Source organism: Synechocystis sp. FACHB-383, from assembly GCF_014698605.1.
GTDB lineage: Bacteria > Cyanobacteriota > Cyanobacteriia > Cyanobacteriales > Microcystaceae > Synechocystis > Synechocystis salina.
Genome location: NZ_JACJTJ010000045.1, coordinates 90,407 through 107,367 on the forward strand (window position 1 = coordinate 90,407; position 16,961 = coordinate 107,367).

Annotated in this window: 16 protein-coding genes and 1 pseudogene; 10 read left to right on the forward strand and 7 right to left on the reverse strand. The window is 44.9% G+C overall.

Annotated elements, in window-relative coordinates; translation table 11 throughout:
• Positions 1-70 precede the first annotated feature (70 nt).
• The 3 genes and pseudogenes from H6G45_RS13910 to H6G45_RS19985 form a co-directional block, all read right to left on the reverse strand.
• Positions 71-1,918, reverse strand: a complete 1,848-nt coding sequence (locus H6G45_RS13910) for a mechanosensitive ion channel domain-containing protein (RefSeq protein ID WP_199309770.1) — start codon at positions 1,916-1,918, stop codon at positions 71-73.
• Entirely contained in the window at positions 1,878-2,990 is a 1,113-nt protein-coding gene (locus H6G45_RS13915; RefSeq protein WP_190599004.1) for a mechanosensitive ion channel domain-containing protein, read from the reverse strand. The genes H6G45_RS13910 and H6G45_RS13915 overlap by 41 nt, the downstream gene beginning before the upstream one ends.
• A 307-nt stretch (positions 2,991-3,297) precedes the next feature.
• Positions 3,298-3,456: pseudogene (locus tag H6G45_RS19985) on the reverse strand (IS1 family transposase); the annotation flags it as partial.
• Positions 3,457-3,716: 260 nt separating this feature from the next.
• Here H6G45_RS19985 and H6G45_RS13920 point away from each other — a divergent pair.
• From H6G45_RS13920 to H6G45_RS13960, 9 genes are all read left to right on the forward strand, one after another.
• Positions 3,717-4,121, forward strand: coding sequence for a hypothetical protein (locus H6G45_RS13920; RefSeq protein ID WP_190599005.1), 405 nt, complete (start codon positions 3,717-3,719; stop codon positions 4,119-4,121).
• A gap of 49 nt (positions 4,122-4,170) precedes the next feature.
• Positions 4,171-4,554 (forward strand): DUF302 domain-containing protein, encoded by a 384-nt coding sequence (locus H6G45_RS13925; RefSeq protein WP_190599006.1) that lies wholly within the window; start codon positions 4,171-4,173, stop codon positions 4,552-4,554.
• Between the two features lie 75 nt (positions 4,555-4,629).
• Entirely contained in the window at positions 4,630-5,844 is a 1,215-nt protein-coding gene (locus H6G45_RS13930) for an HAD-IC family P-type ATPase (protein ID WP_190599007.1), read from the forward strand.
• Between the two features lie 81 nt (positions 5,845-5,925).
• Positions 5,926-6,276: an HPF/RaiA family ribosome-associated protein gene (locus tag H6G45_RS13935; RefSeq protein WP_190599008.1), complete on the forward strand. Its 351-nt coding sequence runs from the start codon at positions 5,926-5,928 to the stop codon at positions 6,274-6,276.
• A gap of 107 nt (positions 6,277-6,383) precedes the next feature.
• Complete coding sequence (locus tag H6G45_RS13940) at positions 6,384-6,953, forward strand: cytochrome c (RefSeq protein ID WP_190599009.1); 570 nt, start codon at positions 6,384-6,386, stop codon at positions 6,951-6,953.
• Positions 6,954-7,031: 78 nt separating this feature from the next.
• Positions 7,032-7,850 carry a sterol desaturase family protein gene (locus H6G45_RS13945; protein WP_190599010.1) on the forward strand — a complete coding sequence of 273 codons (819 nt, stop codon included), beginning with the start codon at positions 7,032-7,034 and terminating at the stop codon, positions 7,848-7,850.
• Between the two features lie 252 nt (positions 7,851-8,102).
• Positions 8,103-8,345, forward strand: coding sequence for a thioredoxin family protein (locus H6G45_RS13950; RefSeq protein ID WP_190599011.1), 243 nt, complete (start codon positions 8,103-8,105; stop codon positions 8,343-8,345).
• A 12-nt stretch (positions 8,346-8,357) separates the two neighbouring features.
• Positions 8,358-9,365 carry a permease gene (locus tag H6G45_RS13955; protein WP_190599012.1) on the forward strand — a complete coding sequence of 336 codons (1,008 nt, stop codon included), beginning with the start codon at positions 8,358-8,360 and terminating at the stop codon, positions 9,363-9,365.
• A 194-nt stretch (positions 9,366-9,559) separates the two neighbouring features.
• Positions 9,560-10,240, forward strand: coding sequence for a class I SAM-dependent methyltransferase (locus H6G45_RS13960; protein ID WP_190599013.1), 681 nt, complete (start codon positions 9,560-9,562; stop codon positions 10,238-10,240).
• Positions 10,241-10,314: 74 nt separating this feature from the next.
• Here the strand turns inward: H6G45_RS13960 and H6G45_RS13965 are convergent, their stop codons facing one another.
• From H6G45_RS13965 to aqpZ, 4 genes are all read right to left on the reverse strand, one after another.
• A complete protein-coding gene (locus H6G45_RS13965) occupies positions 10,315-11,712 on the reverse strand; it encodes a 1-acyl-sn-glycerol-3-phosphate acyltransferase (RefSeq protein ID WP_190599014.1) in 1,398 nt (465 codons plus the stop codon).
• 24 nt (positions 11,713-11,736) lie between these two features.
• Positions 11,737-12,141, reverse strand: coding sequence for an NIL domain-containing protein (locus tag H6G45_RS13970; RefSeq protein WP_010872494.1), 405 nt, complete (start codon positions 12,139-12,141; stop codon positions 11,737-11,739).
• Positions 12,142-12,160: 19 nt separating this feature from the next.
• Positions 12,161-14,872: a type I DNA topoisomerase gene (topA, locus tag H6G45_RS13975; protein WP_190599015.1), complete on the reverse strand. Its 2,712-nt coding sequence runs from the start codon at positions 14,870-14,872 to the stop codon at positions 12,161-12,163.
• A gap of 564 nt (positions 14,873-15,436) precedes the next feature.
• On the reverse strand, positions 15,437-16,201 hold the full coding sequence (gene aqpZ / locus H6G45_RS13980) for an aquaporin Z (RefSeq protein WP_190599016.1): 765 nt from the start codon (positions 16,199-16,201) through the stop codon (positions 15,437-15,439).
• Positions 16,202-16,547: 346 nt separating this feature from the next.
• Between aqpZ and H6G45_RS13985 the strand changes: the two genes are divergently transcribed.
• On the forward strand, positions 16,548-16,862 hold the full coding sequence (locus H6G45_RS13985; RefSeq protein WP_190599017.1) for a metalloregulator ArsR/SmtB family transcription factor: 315 nt from the start codon (positions 16,548-16,550) through the stop codon (positions 16,860-16,862).
• The last annotated feature ends 99 nt before the right edge of the window (positions 16,863-16,961 follow it).

Here is a 16,961-nt window from a genome sequence, read left to right on the forward strand (position 1 = left end):
GGTTTTGTTGCTGATGGTAAGCTATCCTCCGATGACTCATAATAAATTCCCTCAACAGACAGTGCCCTGGTTAAATTGTAATGGGTGATTGGAAATAGATTGTCGGGTCTTCCATCGTAAAGACAATGCCTTGCCTAGAAAGGGAGTTGGCAATTTCCACGCTTGCCAGAGTCAATAAGCGTTTACGGACTTCGATGACATCATCTTGAGAACCAAGAATTGTCAAACTAACCCGCAATCTTTTACCTGTGCCATCAGAATAGGAAATATTGGTGCTATTTGCATCAATTCCTGACAGAATCGAGGTTTTTTCGATGATTGCTTGTCGTACTAGAGCGAATTTTCGTTCCTCCAAAACTGCCGGAAAATTCATATAAAGTAAAACCATAATTTTCTTGGCAAGGGTCACATTTTCAATTTCTACACTTACCAAAATAGAATTGGGCATGACAATAATTGTGCCAGTACCGAGAGAACGAATTTTAGTTGATCGTAAACCAATGCTTTCTACTTTTCCTAGTTCTCCTCCTGATAAACGGACGTAGTCCCCAGTAACGAAGGGACGATCCAGATAAAGAACTAAGGTTGCAATCAATTGTTCGAGAATTTTTTGGGCCGCAAAAGCAACGGCTAAACCAACTAGTCCTAAACTTGCTACTAAACCAATTAAGTCAAAATTGAGACTTCTAGCAAAGGCCACCAAGGCGACAATAAAAGCAAAAACATTAATGATAGTTTCAAAGACAAGAATTGCATCGTCACTGCCAGGGCTAAATCTTCCCCCTATCTTAAAACCATAAGTGCGTAAATATCGGCTAATAAGTTTTGTGGATATCCAATATATACTGCCTATTAAAAGTAGATTAGAAATTGGCTTAAGCAGATTATAGGCAATCGGAGCGAAGGACTCTAATAAAATTAAAGACCAACTAACGGCAAGGTTAAGAACTACAAATTTGAATAGACGGTCACTTGGATAAATAATATCATTATAGATTTTTTCAACGGATTGAGGGGCTATTTTTCTTAGAGCTAATTTTACTAAATCTGTGGCATAACGACTAAATATAAAAGAGCCAATTAAAGCACCAAAAAATATTAACCATTGGGGTTGAAAAAATGGAGAAATAATATGATAACGCCAACTTCGTAAAAAGGGGAACCATTCAGAACTAATACTTAGAATGGCAATCCAGCTTAAAGTAAACCCAATCTTGCTGACAATGCCAGTTTTTAGCTTAAATTTTCGAGTCATTATACCCAGCAAAATTTGCAACCCAATTAATACGGCGATCGCCATTAGAATCCAAACACTTCGTTGCCAAAGATATTGACGAGTTCGTTCTTGTTTTGCTTTGGCAGTGGCCGTCCTTAAAATTTTCTGCCATTGAGTAGCTTGTTCTAACGGCGAAAAACTGGGTAATACATCGTTGGCCGTCACCGTGAGCAGATATTGATCATTTAGGGAAATATAAGTAACTCCAGTGTTGGGATCATTATTGACATCAAAATTAATATTTTGAGAGTTAGCAATAGCATCGCTAATCCTCTTATTGGCAAAGTCAGCTCTATCCTTGGCAGTGGAACGATCTACTGCTTGTAAATCAAAGAGGGGAATGCCATCCACAACAACGGGCTCACTAGTGGACGCAAAGCCATTGCTAAAATTTGGGGCAGGACTGGAAGGTGAATTTTGCGCAAAACTTAGGGGAGCGATAAAAACCAACCAACTAATAAAGAATAAAATGATTGGTTGAGTTACTTGTTTAACTATTGGTCTAGTAATTCTAATCAAATAAAGGTTAAACCATATAAATATAGCTTTTAAAATTTGTAAGTAGCATCTATTTAAATTCTTGAAATTTTTGTTTAAGTACTTAAATAGAGATTGGAGAATCCACATAAATTGTTGGCTCATTAAGAGTAAAAGAAATATTCTGTTGTGTTAGTTGCTTGGTAATTTGTTGCCTCGCAAGATCTAGCAGTTGTTTTCGTAAATCCATTGACAATTCATTAGATCCTAAAATAAAAAAGGAAATTTGGGCATAATTTTCTCCAAATGCAACCTCAGTACTACGCCAATCTAAACCAAAAATATCCACTGTGCTGTCCATAACGATTTGACGAATTAGTGCTTGCTCATCAACTGATACCTTCGCCGGAAAAGTAATCGTCATTACTGACATAATTTTCCTCGCACCAGAAAAATTTTCAATGGTAGCTTGGGTGAGGGAATTATTGGGAATAACTGTGAGTGTACCTTTGCCAGAAATGCGGATTTTAGTTGATCTCAAACCAATACTCTCAACTCTTCCAAATGTGCCTTGTTTGCCCTGCTGTCCATCGGATAAACCGATATAATCACCCACCATAAATGGGCGATCTAGGGTTAAAACAATTCCTCCCAAAAATTGTTCTAATGTCTTTTGAGCGGCAAAGGCAATGGCGATCCCTCCAATGCCTAAACTAGCAACAATGCCAGCGACATTGATATTATGGCTGATGCAAAAGAAGATAATTAAGGTGACGGCGATCGCAAAATCGCCCAAATAGCGGAGTAGGAAAATTGATTCCCCTCTCACTTTGGGGTTAGAAGCAAAAGTTATCCCTAAAATTTTGGCGTCAAAAAAATCTCTAAATAGTTTTGACAAAAACCAGCCACTGAGCACTGTGATGCCTATACTGAAACAAAATTCGATTAAACTAAGCCATTCTGTGTTCGGGATTAGCAACAGCATTATTTCCATTGCAAACAGCGTAATTAAAATCAGAAGAATAGATTTAGATGCAATTACCACTCGCAGATAGGTTTCCGTTAGAGAATGCGGAGTGAACCAACTGAAAAAGAATTTTAGTGTAGGAATTATTATTATTCCTCCAAAGCAACTAACACCTCCTGCGATCATAATTAAGCTAACTTGTAATAGCCGATCGCCATTACTTAAAGCCAATTCCGATGCTTGGTTAATTTCATTAATTGCGTCTGTCATGGCGAATCGTTATCGGGAGGTTGTGATTTTGGGCGCTGTCAGCTTAAGGAGTGAATTGGGGAAAGCCTCTAGAAGTCAGGATTTCTGCAGAGCGCTGAATAAACCCCATGGCCATAGCCGGAGTGGTATTTTTCTCCAGACTTCCATTCTGTAGTCATCTTAAGGGGTAAATAAACACCTGCCAGCTTCTATCATTTCTTGCCGTAGCGTCTTTCGTCATGGTTAAACCACCGCATCCACCTGCCCTATCCCTGAACGGTCTTGACTCCCTCCTCATACAACCCCCTATCCTTGATTCCTAAGCTTTTTCCACTGGCGTTCTCAATCGTGCCATGGGGGCACCACTACACTCGTTGAAGCGAAGACCACATTCATTACGGGAATACTATTAAACTATCTGTTCTATCTTCAGCTTCTTTCTTCCATTCTTCACTATCCGTTCACTCTCACAATACACACAGCCTATTTTTCTAATCTTATACTGCATAACCATTCTAACTTTCACTCCCTAAACAGACAGTGCTTTGGCAGTCGATCTCACTGGTCGATGGGATAAATATAGGCGCAAGTTTGTAACGTTTCAAGACGTTCTCATACAAATCATCCAACTCATACATTGCATATATATTATTTCAAACATCATACTGTCATACTAATCGCAAGTGACAAAACAAGTATGTTCAGATAAAACTTGTAATAGAATTGTAATCAATTTAGGTGATCGCTATGAATAATCAATTAGGACTATGGATCGATCACAAAAAAGCCGTAATTGTATCGATTGCGGAAACAGAAGAAAAGATTAAAGAAATCCTATCAGACGTAGAAACACAGCCTCGGCGTTCTGGTGATTCACCCATGAAGGGGTCTTATGAAGCACTCCAAGTCCCTGCCGATGATAGTCAGCAGAATACTTTGACCCAAGACTTTAACACTTATTATGATGAATTAATTGACTATATTCGTAATGCGGAATCTATTTTTATCTTTGGACCAAGTAGCGCTAAAAATGAGCTGAAACAATGTCTTGAAGCAAATAATCTTGGTGCTAAGGTTATCGGGATGGAAACATCTGACAGTATGACAAATCCTCAAATTGTGGCGAAGGTTAGAGATTTTTTTGCGGACTAGTAATCCATTAATCGATAAGCTCAAATCTTCAATATCAAAGGACGATTTCATGTATTACATAGTTGAAACTGATAAGTTATTTGACCTAGCGATTAAAGACTTGGAATCAGTGGTGGTGAGTCATGGCTATGGAGTATTACACATTCATGATTTGGGAGCTACACTGCGGAGTAAAGGGATTGAATTTGCGGAAGAGTGCAAAATTTTTGAAGTCTGCAATCCAGTGCAAGCGGCCAAAGTTCTTGCCATTGATATGTGTCTAAATATGGCTCTACCCTGTCGAATCTCAGTGTTTACAGAAAAAAATGTTACCAAGATTGGGATGATTAAACCAGAAAAAATGTTGGCGGCGTTGTCTCAGAATCCAGCCCTATCTGCAATTGCTAAAGAGGTTGAGGAAATGACTATTCAGATTATTAATGCAGCGCAATAGATAGTCCCAATTACTGAATGAATCAGGATCTGATTTATTTTTCGGTGATTGCTAGATATCAGGAGACATCCCACCATGACTGTATTTGCCGATCCAGAGATTCTTTCCCATTTACCCCTTGAAGAATTTCAACAACAATTAAACACTTCACTTCAGGGATTAAGTCAGAAAGAAGCAGGCGATCGCCGATTACGGGATGGAGAAAATGAACTGACGGAGGAGAACATTAGCCCAATCATGCAGTTTTTATCGCATTTTTGGGGGCCGATCGCCAGTGAAACCGCCCATCAACTCGGACTCAAGGGCGATATTCTCGATGCTAGTCTTTTGGGAAAAGAGCCACTACACCAAATTGGACAAACTAACGAGGCGATCGAGGCGGCCGCAGGGTTTGCCCAAGTCTTTCCCGAACACAAATATCACATTGTCGATGTGCTGCAACAGAGGGGACATCTGGTCGGTATGGCGGGGGATGGGGTGAATGATGCTCCAGCCCTGAAAAAAGCCGATGCAGGCATTGCGGTGTCAGGGGCTACCGATGCTGCCCGTGCGGCGGCGGATATTGTGCTACTTACCCCCGGACTCGGTGTCATCGTGGAAGCCATTCAGGAAAGTCGCCGTATCTTTCAGCGCATGAATAACTACGCGATTTATCGAATTACGGAAACGATTCGGATTTTGTTGTTTATGACCCTTTCGATTCTGGTCTATAACTTCTATCCAGTCACCGCAATCATGATTGTGTTGCTTGCCCTGTTAAACGATGGTGCAATTATCTCCATCGCCTACGATCACACCCGTCCCGCCAAGCGTCCTGAAAGATGGAATATGCCAGTGGTTCTGGGGTTAGCAACGGTTTTAGGACTGACCGGTCTAGCAAGTTCCTTTGGCATGTTGTACCTCGGAGAACGGACTTTCCAACTTGATCGCGACACATTGCAGACATTGATCTATCTAAAACTCTTGATCGCCGGCCATCTAACTATCTTTGTAACCCTTACCAAAGGCCCTTTCTGGTCAATTACCCCAGCACCAATTTTATTAATTGCTGTACTTGGAACTCAAGGGGTGGCAACCCTAATTGCCGTTTATGGATTTTTTATGGCCCCACTAGGCTGGGGTTTAGCAGGAATTGTTTGGGGTTATGCCTTCATCTGGTTTTTGGTTGCGGACTGGATCAAACAAAAAACCTATAGTGTTTTTAACTGTGACCAGCCAGTTTATATTACCTACGGTTTAAGGAAGTTGCATCAATGGTTTTCCCATCCCCATTTACAGAAAGCAAACTAACACTCTTAATTTTTTATCGTAGGAGCAATTCATAAACGCCCCTTACTTTTATCCCTATCACAATTACAAGAGGAAACTACCATGCAAGTCCAAATCAATACCGGTCACAACATTAAAGGTCACGAAGCACTAGCCACTGAGGTTAGTAGTGTAGTGGAAGAGAGTCTGAGTCGATTCAGCACTCGCCTCACTAACGTTGATGTTCACCTAAGTAATCAGAACAGCGAGCAGGAGGACGGCAATGACAGTATGCGCTGCATGATCGAAGCTCACATCGCAGGATACCAAGCCCTCGCGGTAACCCATCAGGCAGCAACCCTAGACCAAGCTGTTGACGGGGCTGCGGAGAAATTAACCCACTTGATTGAACACACCCTGGGGCGGCTAGAGCATCAAGCGAGTCATCGGACTGACCCACCTCTGTCTAGTTAGATCAATAGTCAATAAATTTTCCCAATAGTAGGGGCAATTCATAAATTGTTCCTACACAAAATAGAAGTTTCCACTTTCGCTTCTATTTCAATTATAGAGAACCGATCATGAAACATTTAATTAGGCGATCTCTAGCTAAAAATAAATTTATTTCCATTTGGTTATTCATCAGTATGCTAGCAGCAGTACTGCTCTATGCCTGTATGTCACCATTGCCTACAGTTAACAGCGCTCAATATCGGCCAGTTCCCACATCGTCACAAAATGGCAACCCAGCAATGGCCCAACAGCAAATATTTGCCTCTAATGGTGAGCGTATTTATTTCACGACGACAAGTGATCGCGGTACGAATATCACTGCGACTGGCATAATTTCATCGGGAGGAATAATGGGAAATGGGGGAATGATGGGTAATAGCTTCTTAACCTGTGCTTCCTGTCATGGCTCCGATGGACGTGGCGGTGTCCATACGATGATGGGAATGCAGAGAATCAATGCCCCTGACATTCGTTGGTCAGCCCTTAAGGATGAATTCATTGATGATGAAAAATTCCGTTTGGCGATCGCCGAAGGTCAAGACCCTGACGGCGAAAAAATGTTGAACAGAGATATGCCGCGCTGGCAAATGGGCGATGAAGATCTAGCCGACTTGATTGGTTTTCTCAAGACCTTATAAAACCAGCACTCGTGTCTGTTTCTGATGAACAACCAGAGCAAATAAACCAATATATTATTCTATCGAGAGGAAACTGAATTGATCGACCACTCATTTGCGTTCTATGGATTGGCTTTCTTGGGTATTATCCTGGCACGATACTTTGTTCTGGCGGGGGCAATTGACCTATTATTGTCCGTCGGTTTTGGTCGACCCACCATCGACAACTGTGCCAGCACCACTGCCGATCACAGCAAAGTGCTGCCAGCGTATCGAGATTCACCACCCGGACGATTATTTTGCAGAGAGATTTCACCAGAAATTCGACGGGATATCGCACTCTCGGTACTTTCTTCAGTCGTATTTGCACTGGGGACAGCATCGATTCTGTCGGCATACGACTCAGGTATCACCCGTTTATACGCTGACATTCATCAGTATTCACTATGGTATCTAGGTGTTAGCTATGTCATAGTGATCGTGCTCCAAGACGCCTACTTTTACTTTTTGCATCGGCTGTTTCACCATCCTTTACTATTCCGCTGGTGGCATCAGGGACATCACCGATCAAATCATCTGACACCCTGGACATCTTTTGCTTTCGATCCACCGGAAGCGATCGCCCATGTGCTGTTTTTAGTTGGCATTGCGTTGGTGATTCCTCTCCATTTTATTACTGTTATTGCGGTGCTAAGCACTATGACTATATGGGCAGTGGTGAATCATCTCGGACTTGATCGGTTGCCGGCTAATTTCCCCCATCATTGGTGTGGCCGCTGGTTTATCGGTCCAGCTCACCATGCGATTCATCATCGTCAATACAGATTTCACTATGGACTGTATTTTACTTTTTGGGACAGGCAGCTCGGCACCCAAGCACCTTACTATGACCAGGGATTTGACGATGTTACTCACTGAAATGGGTAGTCCTATGCAAGGAAGGATCATGAAGGTTAAGAAGGTTAAATTGAGCAAAAGTCAATTAGCTGATTCCGAGCAAGTTTAAATTGTTTCCTAATGCGGCACTCGCACAAGCGAAGCAATGGATTGGTGGCGATCTCAATGATATTTAGGGCAAATATAATTACATTTTTTCATAAATTTTCCATAAAAAGAAAATTTGACAGTCAAATGAACTAAATTAGAAAACATAAAAAAAGGAGTTATGCCATGAGCACTATCAAGATTGCAATTTTGGGTGCAGGCTGTAAAAAGTGCCAACAATTAGAAGCAAATGTTAAAGAAGCTGTAGCAAATCTAAATTTGACTGCTGAAGTTTTGCATGTTACTGACCCCATTGAAATTGCTAAACGAGGTGTGATGTCTACCCCGGCTATGACAATCAATGGCAGAGTTGTCAGTAAAGGTCAAGTCATTAATGCCAAACAAATTCAGCCCCTATTACAGGGTTAAAAAGGCAAAATTATGTTTGACCCATTTTATCCTTTTGATTGGTTGGCAAACCAAATTGTCACCCAAGTCTTGGGGTTGTCGATGTCATCTCATTTAGGATCAAGTCTGCACTTCTTTCTTTATGATGTGCCCAAAGTATTAACATTACTAATTGTAATTAGCTTTATTGTTGGGACATTTCAAAGCTTTTTGGAGCCAGAACGGGTTCGCTCTTTGTTGGAAGGAAAGCGTACTTTTGTGGGAAATATTTTGGCCGCAATGGTCGGAATTGTCACACCATTCTGTTCTTGCTCTGCGGTTCCTTTGTTTATTGGCTTCTTAGAAGCAGGGGTACCTTTAGGAGTTACCTTTTCTTATCTGATGGCCGCACCAATGGTCAATGAGGTTGCTGTTATCCTGTTGTGGGGATTATTTGGGTTGAAGGTAACCCTAATCTATATTGGCTTTGGGGTAGGTTTGGCGATCGCTTCTGGATACATCATCGGACTGATGAAATTGGAAAAATGGGTAGAACCCTTTGTTTGGGAACTGCAAAAATCACGTCAAACAATACCGATAGAAAAAGAAGACAATCTAAAACCAGTGGTGTTAACTTGGGGACAAAGATTTGATCAAGGAAGATTCCAATCCAGCGAAATTGTGCGATCGGTTTGGCTTTATGTGGTGATTGGAATTGCAATCGGTGCAGGGATTCATGGTTATGTGCCGACGGATTTTATCACCAAATATGCAGGGGCAAATAATCCTTTGGCCGTACCAATCTCGGTGATTTTAGGTGTTCCACTCTATGCCAATATTGCGGGGGTTATGCCTATTACTGAAGCTTTAGTCAATAAGGGAATGCCCATGGGTACAGTATTATCTTTCACAATGGCGGTAACCGCACTATCTCTGCCGGAAATGGTAATTCTTAAAAAAGTACTGCGACCACAACTATTAGCTGTATTTATTGGGTTAATGACCATTGGTATTATCAGTATTGGCTACCTATTCAACGCCATCATCAAAGGATGGGTTTGATTATTTTTTCAGAGAGCCTAGCATGGTAGTTGATGTTTACTTGTTTTGGGGATGATTTGTCTATTTTATCCCCTTTTTTTGTTACCTCACTTATGTTTCAACACTTTTGGGGGTATTTCAATATTCAGTCCTTCGTTAAAATAAATAGTGAAAATGGCTCTTTTCCAACGATTCATCATTAAAAGTTAAACCCCATGGCCCTGCTTAATCCTGACCAGCGCAGTAAGCTCGACCCCAGCAATGACGGTCAGTTTTATGCCTATCCCCGCTTTGTTACCCATGTGGACAATGGCTTCATCGACCAATTAACAGAGCTTTATCGGCAAAAGCTCAAACCTGGCACAAAAATTTTAGACTTGATGGGGAGTTGGGTATCCCATTTGCCCGGAGAAATGAACTTTGCCCATGTGGAAGGTCATGGTTTAAATGAGGAAGAATTGGCAAAAAATCCCCGGCTAGATCATTACTTCGTACAAAATCTCAATGAAAATCCAGCTTTGGGTTTCCCCGATGCGGAATTTGATGCCGTATTAATGGCGGTATCGGTGCAATATTTGCAATATCCTGAAGCTGTGTTTAGCGAAATTGCCCGTATTCTCAAGCCCGGTGGTGTGGTAATTGTCAGTTTTTCCAATCGCATGTTTTACCAAAAGGCGATCGCCGCTTGGCGGGACGGCACCGATGCCAGTCATTTGCAGTTAGTCCGGGCCTATATCCAATCTGTAAAGGAATTTGGCCCACCGAAAACCATTGTTAAACCAGGGCAAAACTTACCGGGATTCTTACAACTTTTAGGTATGGCTGGTAGTGACCCCTTTTATGCAGTGGTGGCTTCGGTGGAGATGGAGAATAAAACTGTGGATAACCATGGATAAGAACAGCACTGAAACAGATTTGGAAGGCTGATGATCAATCAGATTGCTAACACCAGGTAAACCATTGGCAATAATTAAATAATCAGACCGGATAACTTTTCCTGTAAAACCTCAGTTACCTTGGCGATCGCCAATTTTCGATTGCCCTGGTAATCGCTATAATAATCATCCACTAGAATGGGTTGACCAAAGGTAAGTTGGGCCCGCTGACGCCCCAAAATGGGACGGTTATTGAGGTTGCCCCCCTTCATGCGGGTAATGACATTCCAAAGCAATAAAAGGGTGTCGGCAAACCTTTCCACCGTTGGTTTTTCTTTGACATAGTGGCCCGTTACGGCGACAAAATTTTCCACCAGTCGCATATGCCACATTCTTAAATCTGCTTCTTCAGCAATGCGATCAGCCAAGCCTTTTTTTACGGGAAATAAAGCTTGTTCATCCCGTAATTCTTCTCGATAAATATAGTCCCAACCAGCCTGTTCCAACCGTCGGCAACGATCCGGGAGGGTTCCCTTGGGGGTAATTTGAAAATATTCTTCCCCCACGGTTAAGGCCGCATGAAGCAAATTCTGCAAACGGGAAGCTAGTAATTGATTTGGATCTGTTTCCAAGCTGTTAAAGTTTTCTTGCAAACGGTTGGCTAAATCTTTCATTGTTGGCAAATTTTGATGGTAAAACTGTCGGTAAAAATTCTCCATTAGATCCAACATCACTTCGCCTAAATGGTAAAGTCGTTCGTATAGCTTGGCTTCCCCCAAACTATGGTCGTCGCTGGGGGGAATGCCGCAGTCCTGTTCCAATTGGGAAAGCAAATTTTCAATCTCTTGCCAGGGAGGCGTAAGGTAAAAGTATTGAATACCCACTGGCAAAATTAACGTCTGCTCCTGCCGTTGGGCTTTGCGTAAATCCTCCAGGCACCAAAATCCCATTTGGGCAATGCCTGGTTCCAGGGGAGAAATCAGTTCGTTGTGACCGTTGGTGGCTCCTTCCGGCGCGGCGGCCAGGGGATATTGGCCATTGAGCATTAGTTCCCGAGCCGACCGTAAACCGGGACGGTCTAATTTACCTCGTTGAATGGATGTACCCCCTAAACGGGGAAATAACCACCGTAAAAAATCTCCCCCCCAGAGGGGAATGCCCCGGTCATACATGAAGTGGGAATGGCTTAACGGCGGCGGTTGCAGGGGGCCTTTTTTGAGTGCTGGCGGCAATAAATTCCAAAATAAATACCCCATACACAACGGATCATTGATGCTGGGGTGGCGGAAGGCCAACAGTAGGCGGTTTTTCCCTTGGCTAAAGTCAGTGTAGGCCTGGACTAAAGTTTCTAAATTTTCGGCCTCGATTTTGGCGATCGCCGTTTGGGAGCGGATCCACCAGGGGAGAATCAAAGGCCCGAGCCGGAGCAACCAAGGCTGGAGATCGGGAGCTAAAAAGTCCAGGGGGGGTTGGGCTTGAATGGGGGATTCCATGGGAATAATTGCCGGTGATGGAGCCTAAAAATTAGTGGCGATCGCCTGGACAGGACAGGAGGGAATACATTGCTCACAGACCACACAACGGGAACGACGAAACATCAGGCGAAAACTATCCGGGTCTAAACTCAGAGCTTCTGTGGGGCAGACCCCCGTACAGAGCCCACAGTCCACACAGCTTTGGTCATCAATGACAATTTCGCGACTCGCCAAGGAAACTTCAATACTTTGGGAGCGCATCCATTCCAAAGAAGCCTCCAGTTGGTCAATGTCCCCGGACAATTCCAGCACCACTTTACCCACCTGGTTGGGGGCTACCTGGGCCCGGATAATGTTGGCAGCAATATTAAAATCCTTGGCCAGACGATAGGTGACGGGCATTTGCACCGCACTACGGGGGAAAGTTAGGGTCACACGCTTTTTCATCCTGCTGTTTAACTAGCTTCTAACTAGCCTCGCTAGACTGGTCTGGATTGGTAGCTTTACTGGGGGATTTTTTCCTAGTGGTGGTGCGTTTAGTAGTAGTTTTCTTGGCGGTACCAGTGGCACTGGCCTTTTTAGTGCTGGTTTTCTTCGTCCCTTTGGCTGTGGTGGTGGTCTTTTTACGGCTAGTTTTTTTTCCACTGGCCGCCTTTTCCGCCAATAAAGGTAAGGCCTTTTCTAGGGTAATGGTTTCTTCCGTTTCCCCTTCCGGTAAGCTGGCATTGACTTTGCCATGTTTGATGTAAACCCCATAGGGGCCTTTGAATAAATTCACCGGCTCTTGATCTTCGGGGTGGAGGCCCAACTGTTTGAGGGGAGTGCGGCTACCCCGGCCCCGTTTTGGTTCCGCCAACAGTTCTAAGGCCCGGTCCAGGGTGATGGTCAAGACATCGTCCTCCCCTTTAAGGGAACGATAATCCTTGCCGTCTTTACCTTGGTCGTGGACCACATAGGGACCAAACCTTCCCAGACTAGCTTTGATATTTTTGCCCGATTCGGGATGGGGCCCCAAAGTACGGGGCAAAGCCAACAATCCTACCGCCATTTCCAGGGTGACATCCTCCGGCTTAACTCCCTTGGGTAGAGAAGTGCGTTTCGGTTTCTTATTTTCCTCCGTGGCTTCCCCTAGCTGGACATAGGGACCATAGGCACCAATGAGCACAAAAATCGGTTCCCCGGTTTCGGGATGGGTGCCCACTTTATCGGGGCCTTCGGTTTTTTGCTTAAGTAACACTGCGACCTGGTCTGGGTTAAGGTCCGCTGGGGTTAAATCGTGGGGGATGGATGCCGTAATAATTTCTTCCCCCTGGGGAATTTCGATATAAGGGCCAAATTTGCCAATTTTCACCTTGGCGGCCAGGTTTTCCAACTCAATGGCCTTGGCGATCGCCGGATCAATTTGGTCTTGACGCACCTTAACCTGGTTTTCCAGTCCCGATTCCCCTAGGAAAAAGCCCTGGAGATAGGGGAGCCATTGGGTTTTGCCCACCGCAATTTCGTCTAATTTTTGCTCCATGCGGGAAGTGAATCCCGTATCCACCAAGTCTGGAAAATGGGATTCTAGCAAACTCACCACCGCAAAGGCCGTAAAGGTAGGGGTTAACGCCTTAGCTCGCATTTGCACATAGCCCCGGTCAATGATAGTGCCGATAATGCTGGCGTAGGTACTGGGACGGCCCACCCCTTCACTTTCCAATGTTTTCACCAAGGAAGCTTCCGTATAGCGAGCCGGGGGCTGGGTTTCGTGGCCTACGGTGTTAATTTCTTGGCAACTCGGGCGATCGCCGACTTTGAGGGGGGGCAAGATTACCTCTTGGTTTTCCAAGGCAGCATCGGGATCATCGGAACCTTCCACGTAGGCTCGGAAATAACCAGGGAAGTCAATGCGCTTACCCCCAGCCCGAAATTCCGCATCTTCCACCTTTAATAAAACGCTCAGTTGGGTGATTTTAGCGTCGGCCATCTGACAGGCCACGGTCCGTTTCCAGATCAATTCATACAGGGCCAATTCCCGTTCCTTTAACCCCGTGCGGTTGGGAATGCGAAACTCTGTTCCAGCAGGGCGAATGGCTTCGTGGGCTTCCTGGGCCCCTTTACTTTTGGTGGTGTATTGCTTGGGTTTGGGACTGAGATATTCCTTACCGTACATTTGTTGGACGCAACTCCGGGCCGCCGTCACCGCCTGGTCGGAAAGATGCACCGAATCCGTCCGCATATAGGTGATGTAACCCTCTTCGTAAAGCTTTTGGGCCACCCGCATGGTATCCCGGGCGGAAATACCCAATTTGCGGTTAGCTTCCTGTTGCAGAGTAGAGGTGGTAAAGGGGGGAGAAGGCTTACGGGTACTTGGTTTTTCCTCCGTATTAATTACTTCCCAAGGTTGCCCCCACAAACGATCCCTCAAGGCGATCGCCTGGGCTTCATCCAGTACCACCACCCGTTTATCTGGCAGCAAAGCACCGGTATTAGGGTCAAAGTCACTGCCAGTGGCCAATTTCACCCCAGCGAGGGTGGCTAACTTAGCCTGGAAAGGATTTTTGCTTTGTTCCAGTTCTGCTTTTAGATCCCAGTAACCAGCGGTTTTAAAAGCTCGGCGGGCCCGTTCCCGTTGCACAATTAAACGCACCGCCACCGACTGCACCCGGCCAGCGGATAAGCCCCAGGCAATTTTTTTCCACAGTAACGGGGAAAGGGTGTAACCCACCAAGCGGTCTAAAATCCGGCGAGTTTCCTGGGCATGGACCAAATTTTCGTCAATCTCACGGCAGTTGTCCAAGGCATGGCGAATGGCTTCCTGGGTGATTTCATGGAATACCATCCGTTTAATGGGCACCTTCGGCTGAAGCAGTTGTAATAAATGCCAGCTAATGCTTTCCCCTTCCCGGTCTTCGTCCGTAGCCAGAATCACTTCATCGGCATTTTTCAGGGCGGATTGTAATTCCTTCACCACCTTTTTCTTGGTTTTGGGCACCACATAAAGGGGGCTAAAATGGTCTTCCACGTTGACGCCTAAATTGGCCCAATTTTTGTCCTTATAGGCCGCAGGCACCTCATCTGCCGAAGCCGGTAAATCCCGTACATGGCCCATGGACGCTTCCACCCGATAATCCTGCGGCAAATAATTGCGGATGGTGCGAGCTTTGGTGGGGGATTCGACGATGACGAGTTTGGACATAGGGAGGGAATGAAACTGGGGATGGAACCGGAGGGGAAAATTTGGGCGGGTCTGAGGTGGACTATCTATATGGATGACTTTAGCGGACTAAGCCATAACTAATACTTATCTTAATCTTCCCAGAAGATCAAACCTGGCTTGGAGGTGTTGACATTCCCACCATCCAATCGTTAGGGAAGACGGGGTGAAATTCCCTGGATTGCCCCAGGCGCTGACGACGTAACTCTGCACAGGTTCGGGGCGGGCAAGAAACTATTGGTGGTTAGCTTGGCAAGAGGCCGTTGGTCAGGTTTTAATTTGTATCCTAAATTTCCCAATCATGGGGGAGCCTGATCTAGTTTCCCGCTAACCTTGGGGTATTGGGAGAGCTTTGCGGACACAAGGAACTTTGGGGGGCACCAATGCTGGTAGCCACAAAAATTAGCCCATTGACCCTACAAATTTGCCACAAAAATCTCCCCGAGGGCTAGCACAACGGAGGCTATCTGGGGAGCAACAACATCAACAAAGCTAGGATAACCTAACTCTACGATTAAATAAGGGGAGTGGGGACGATTTCTTTCCCTAGTTTTCCCCTTCTGGTTCTGGGGCCACTGCAGGGCGACTTAAATCTTCCAAGACATTGTGATAGACAAAGCCAGCCAACAATGCTCCGGCGATCGGGGCTAGCCAAAACAACCATAGTTGACCAATCAAAGCAGGATTACCACAGAAAAGAGCAACCCCGGTGCTGCGGGCTGGGTTGACGGAGGTGTTGGTAATGGGGATGCTGACTAGGTGAATTAGGGTCAGGGCCAAACCGATGGCGGCGGGGGCAAACCCAGCGGGAGCAGGCTTATCCGTTACCCCAAGGATGACCAACAGGAACATGAAAGTCAACACAAACTCGATTAACAGCGCGGCCATGAAGCTATATCCCTGGGGGGAATGGTCCCCAAAACCGTTGGTGGCCAAGGGGTTAGATTGGGCTGGATCGAGGATAAAGTTAGGATTGCCCTGGGCGACGATAAGAATAAAAAAGCCAGCTAAGATCGCCCCTAGTACCTGAGCTCCAATATAGGGGGCTAACTGGGAACTGGGGAATCTTTTGCCCATCCAGAGGCCAAAGGAAACAGCAGGGTTAAAATGACCACCGGAAATGTGGCCTAAACCGTAGGCCCCAGTGAAGACGGTCAGGCCAAAAGCAACGGAAACCCCCAGATAACCCAAACCAAACTCGTTGGTGTTTTCGCCACCGGGAACAGAAATAAATGCGGCAAAAACAGCGCTGCCACAGCCGCCAAGCACTAGCCAAAAAGTGCCGATAAATTCAGCAATGTACTTTTTCATTTGCGTTTTAAAAAAGGTAAAAAGAGTTTATTTTAGTCAGGCTCGACTTAAGCCTAGATGCGATCGACTAGTTCGGATCAAAAATATCCACCACGAAAAATAACATTGTTTTGTCAAAATCGGCACAAAATTCGGCAAAACTTTACTTTTGAGCGAAAAATTTGTCTCAATATCCCCCCATCAAGCCTTCCCCTTTGGTTTTAAACTTATATTTCAGCTTGATTTTGCCTTCTGTGTAAAAGTTAAATAATCCTCCAGAAAAGTTTGCACCATAGCCAGACAAAAGCTTGGGGGCATCTCAATCAAGCGCACTGCAAACAATGCATTGGTATTTCCTTATATTGCTGTGAAACCAACGGAAAAAGATCTAATTAGTGCCGGATTCCACGCCCTCTCTGACCCCATTCGCCTACAGGTACTGACGTTACTGGAAAATCAGGAACAATGCGTGTGTGACCTGTGCGAGCAACTGACCATTAGCCAATCCAAGTTATCATTCCATCTCAAGCGCTTGCGGGATGCGGAATTGGTGCACACTCGCCAGGAGGGCCGCTGGATTTATTACCGTCTTAACCCAGACCAGTTTCATTGTCTCCGCCATTATTTAGATTCCTATGGCCAGATAGCTCAGGAATACGCAGCCCGCCATTGTTGTGAATAATTGGCAGTTGGGCAATGGTATCTCTCTGTGCCCCCTCAATTCTTCGGTAGAAAGTTAAAGATCCATCAGCTCCATCTTGGTAGATCAATTAAGAGCGCC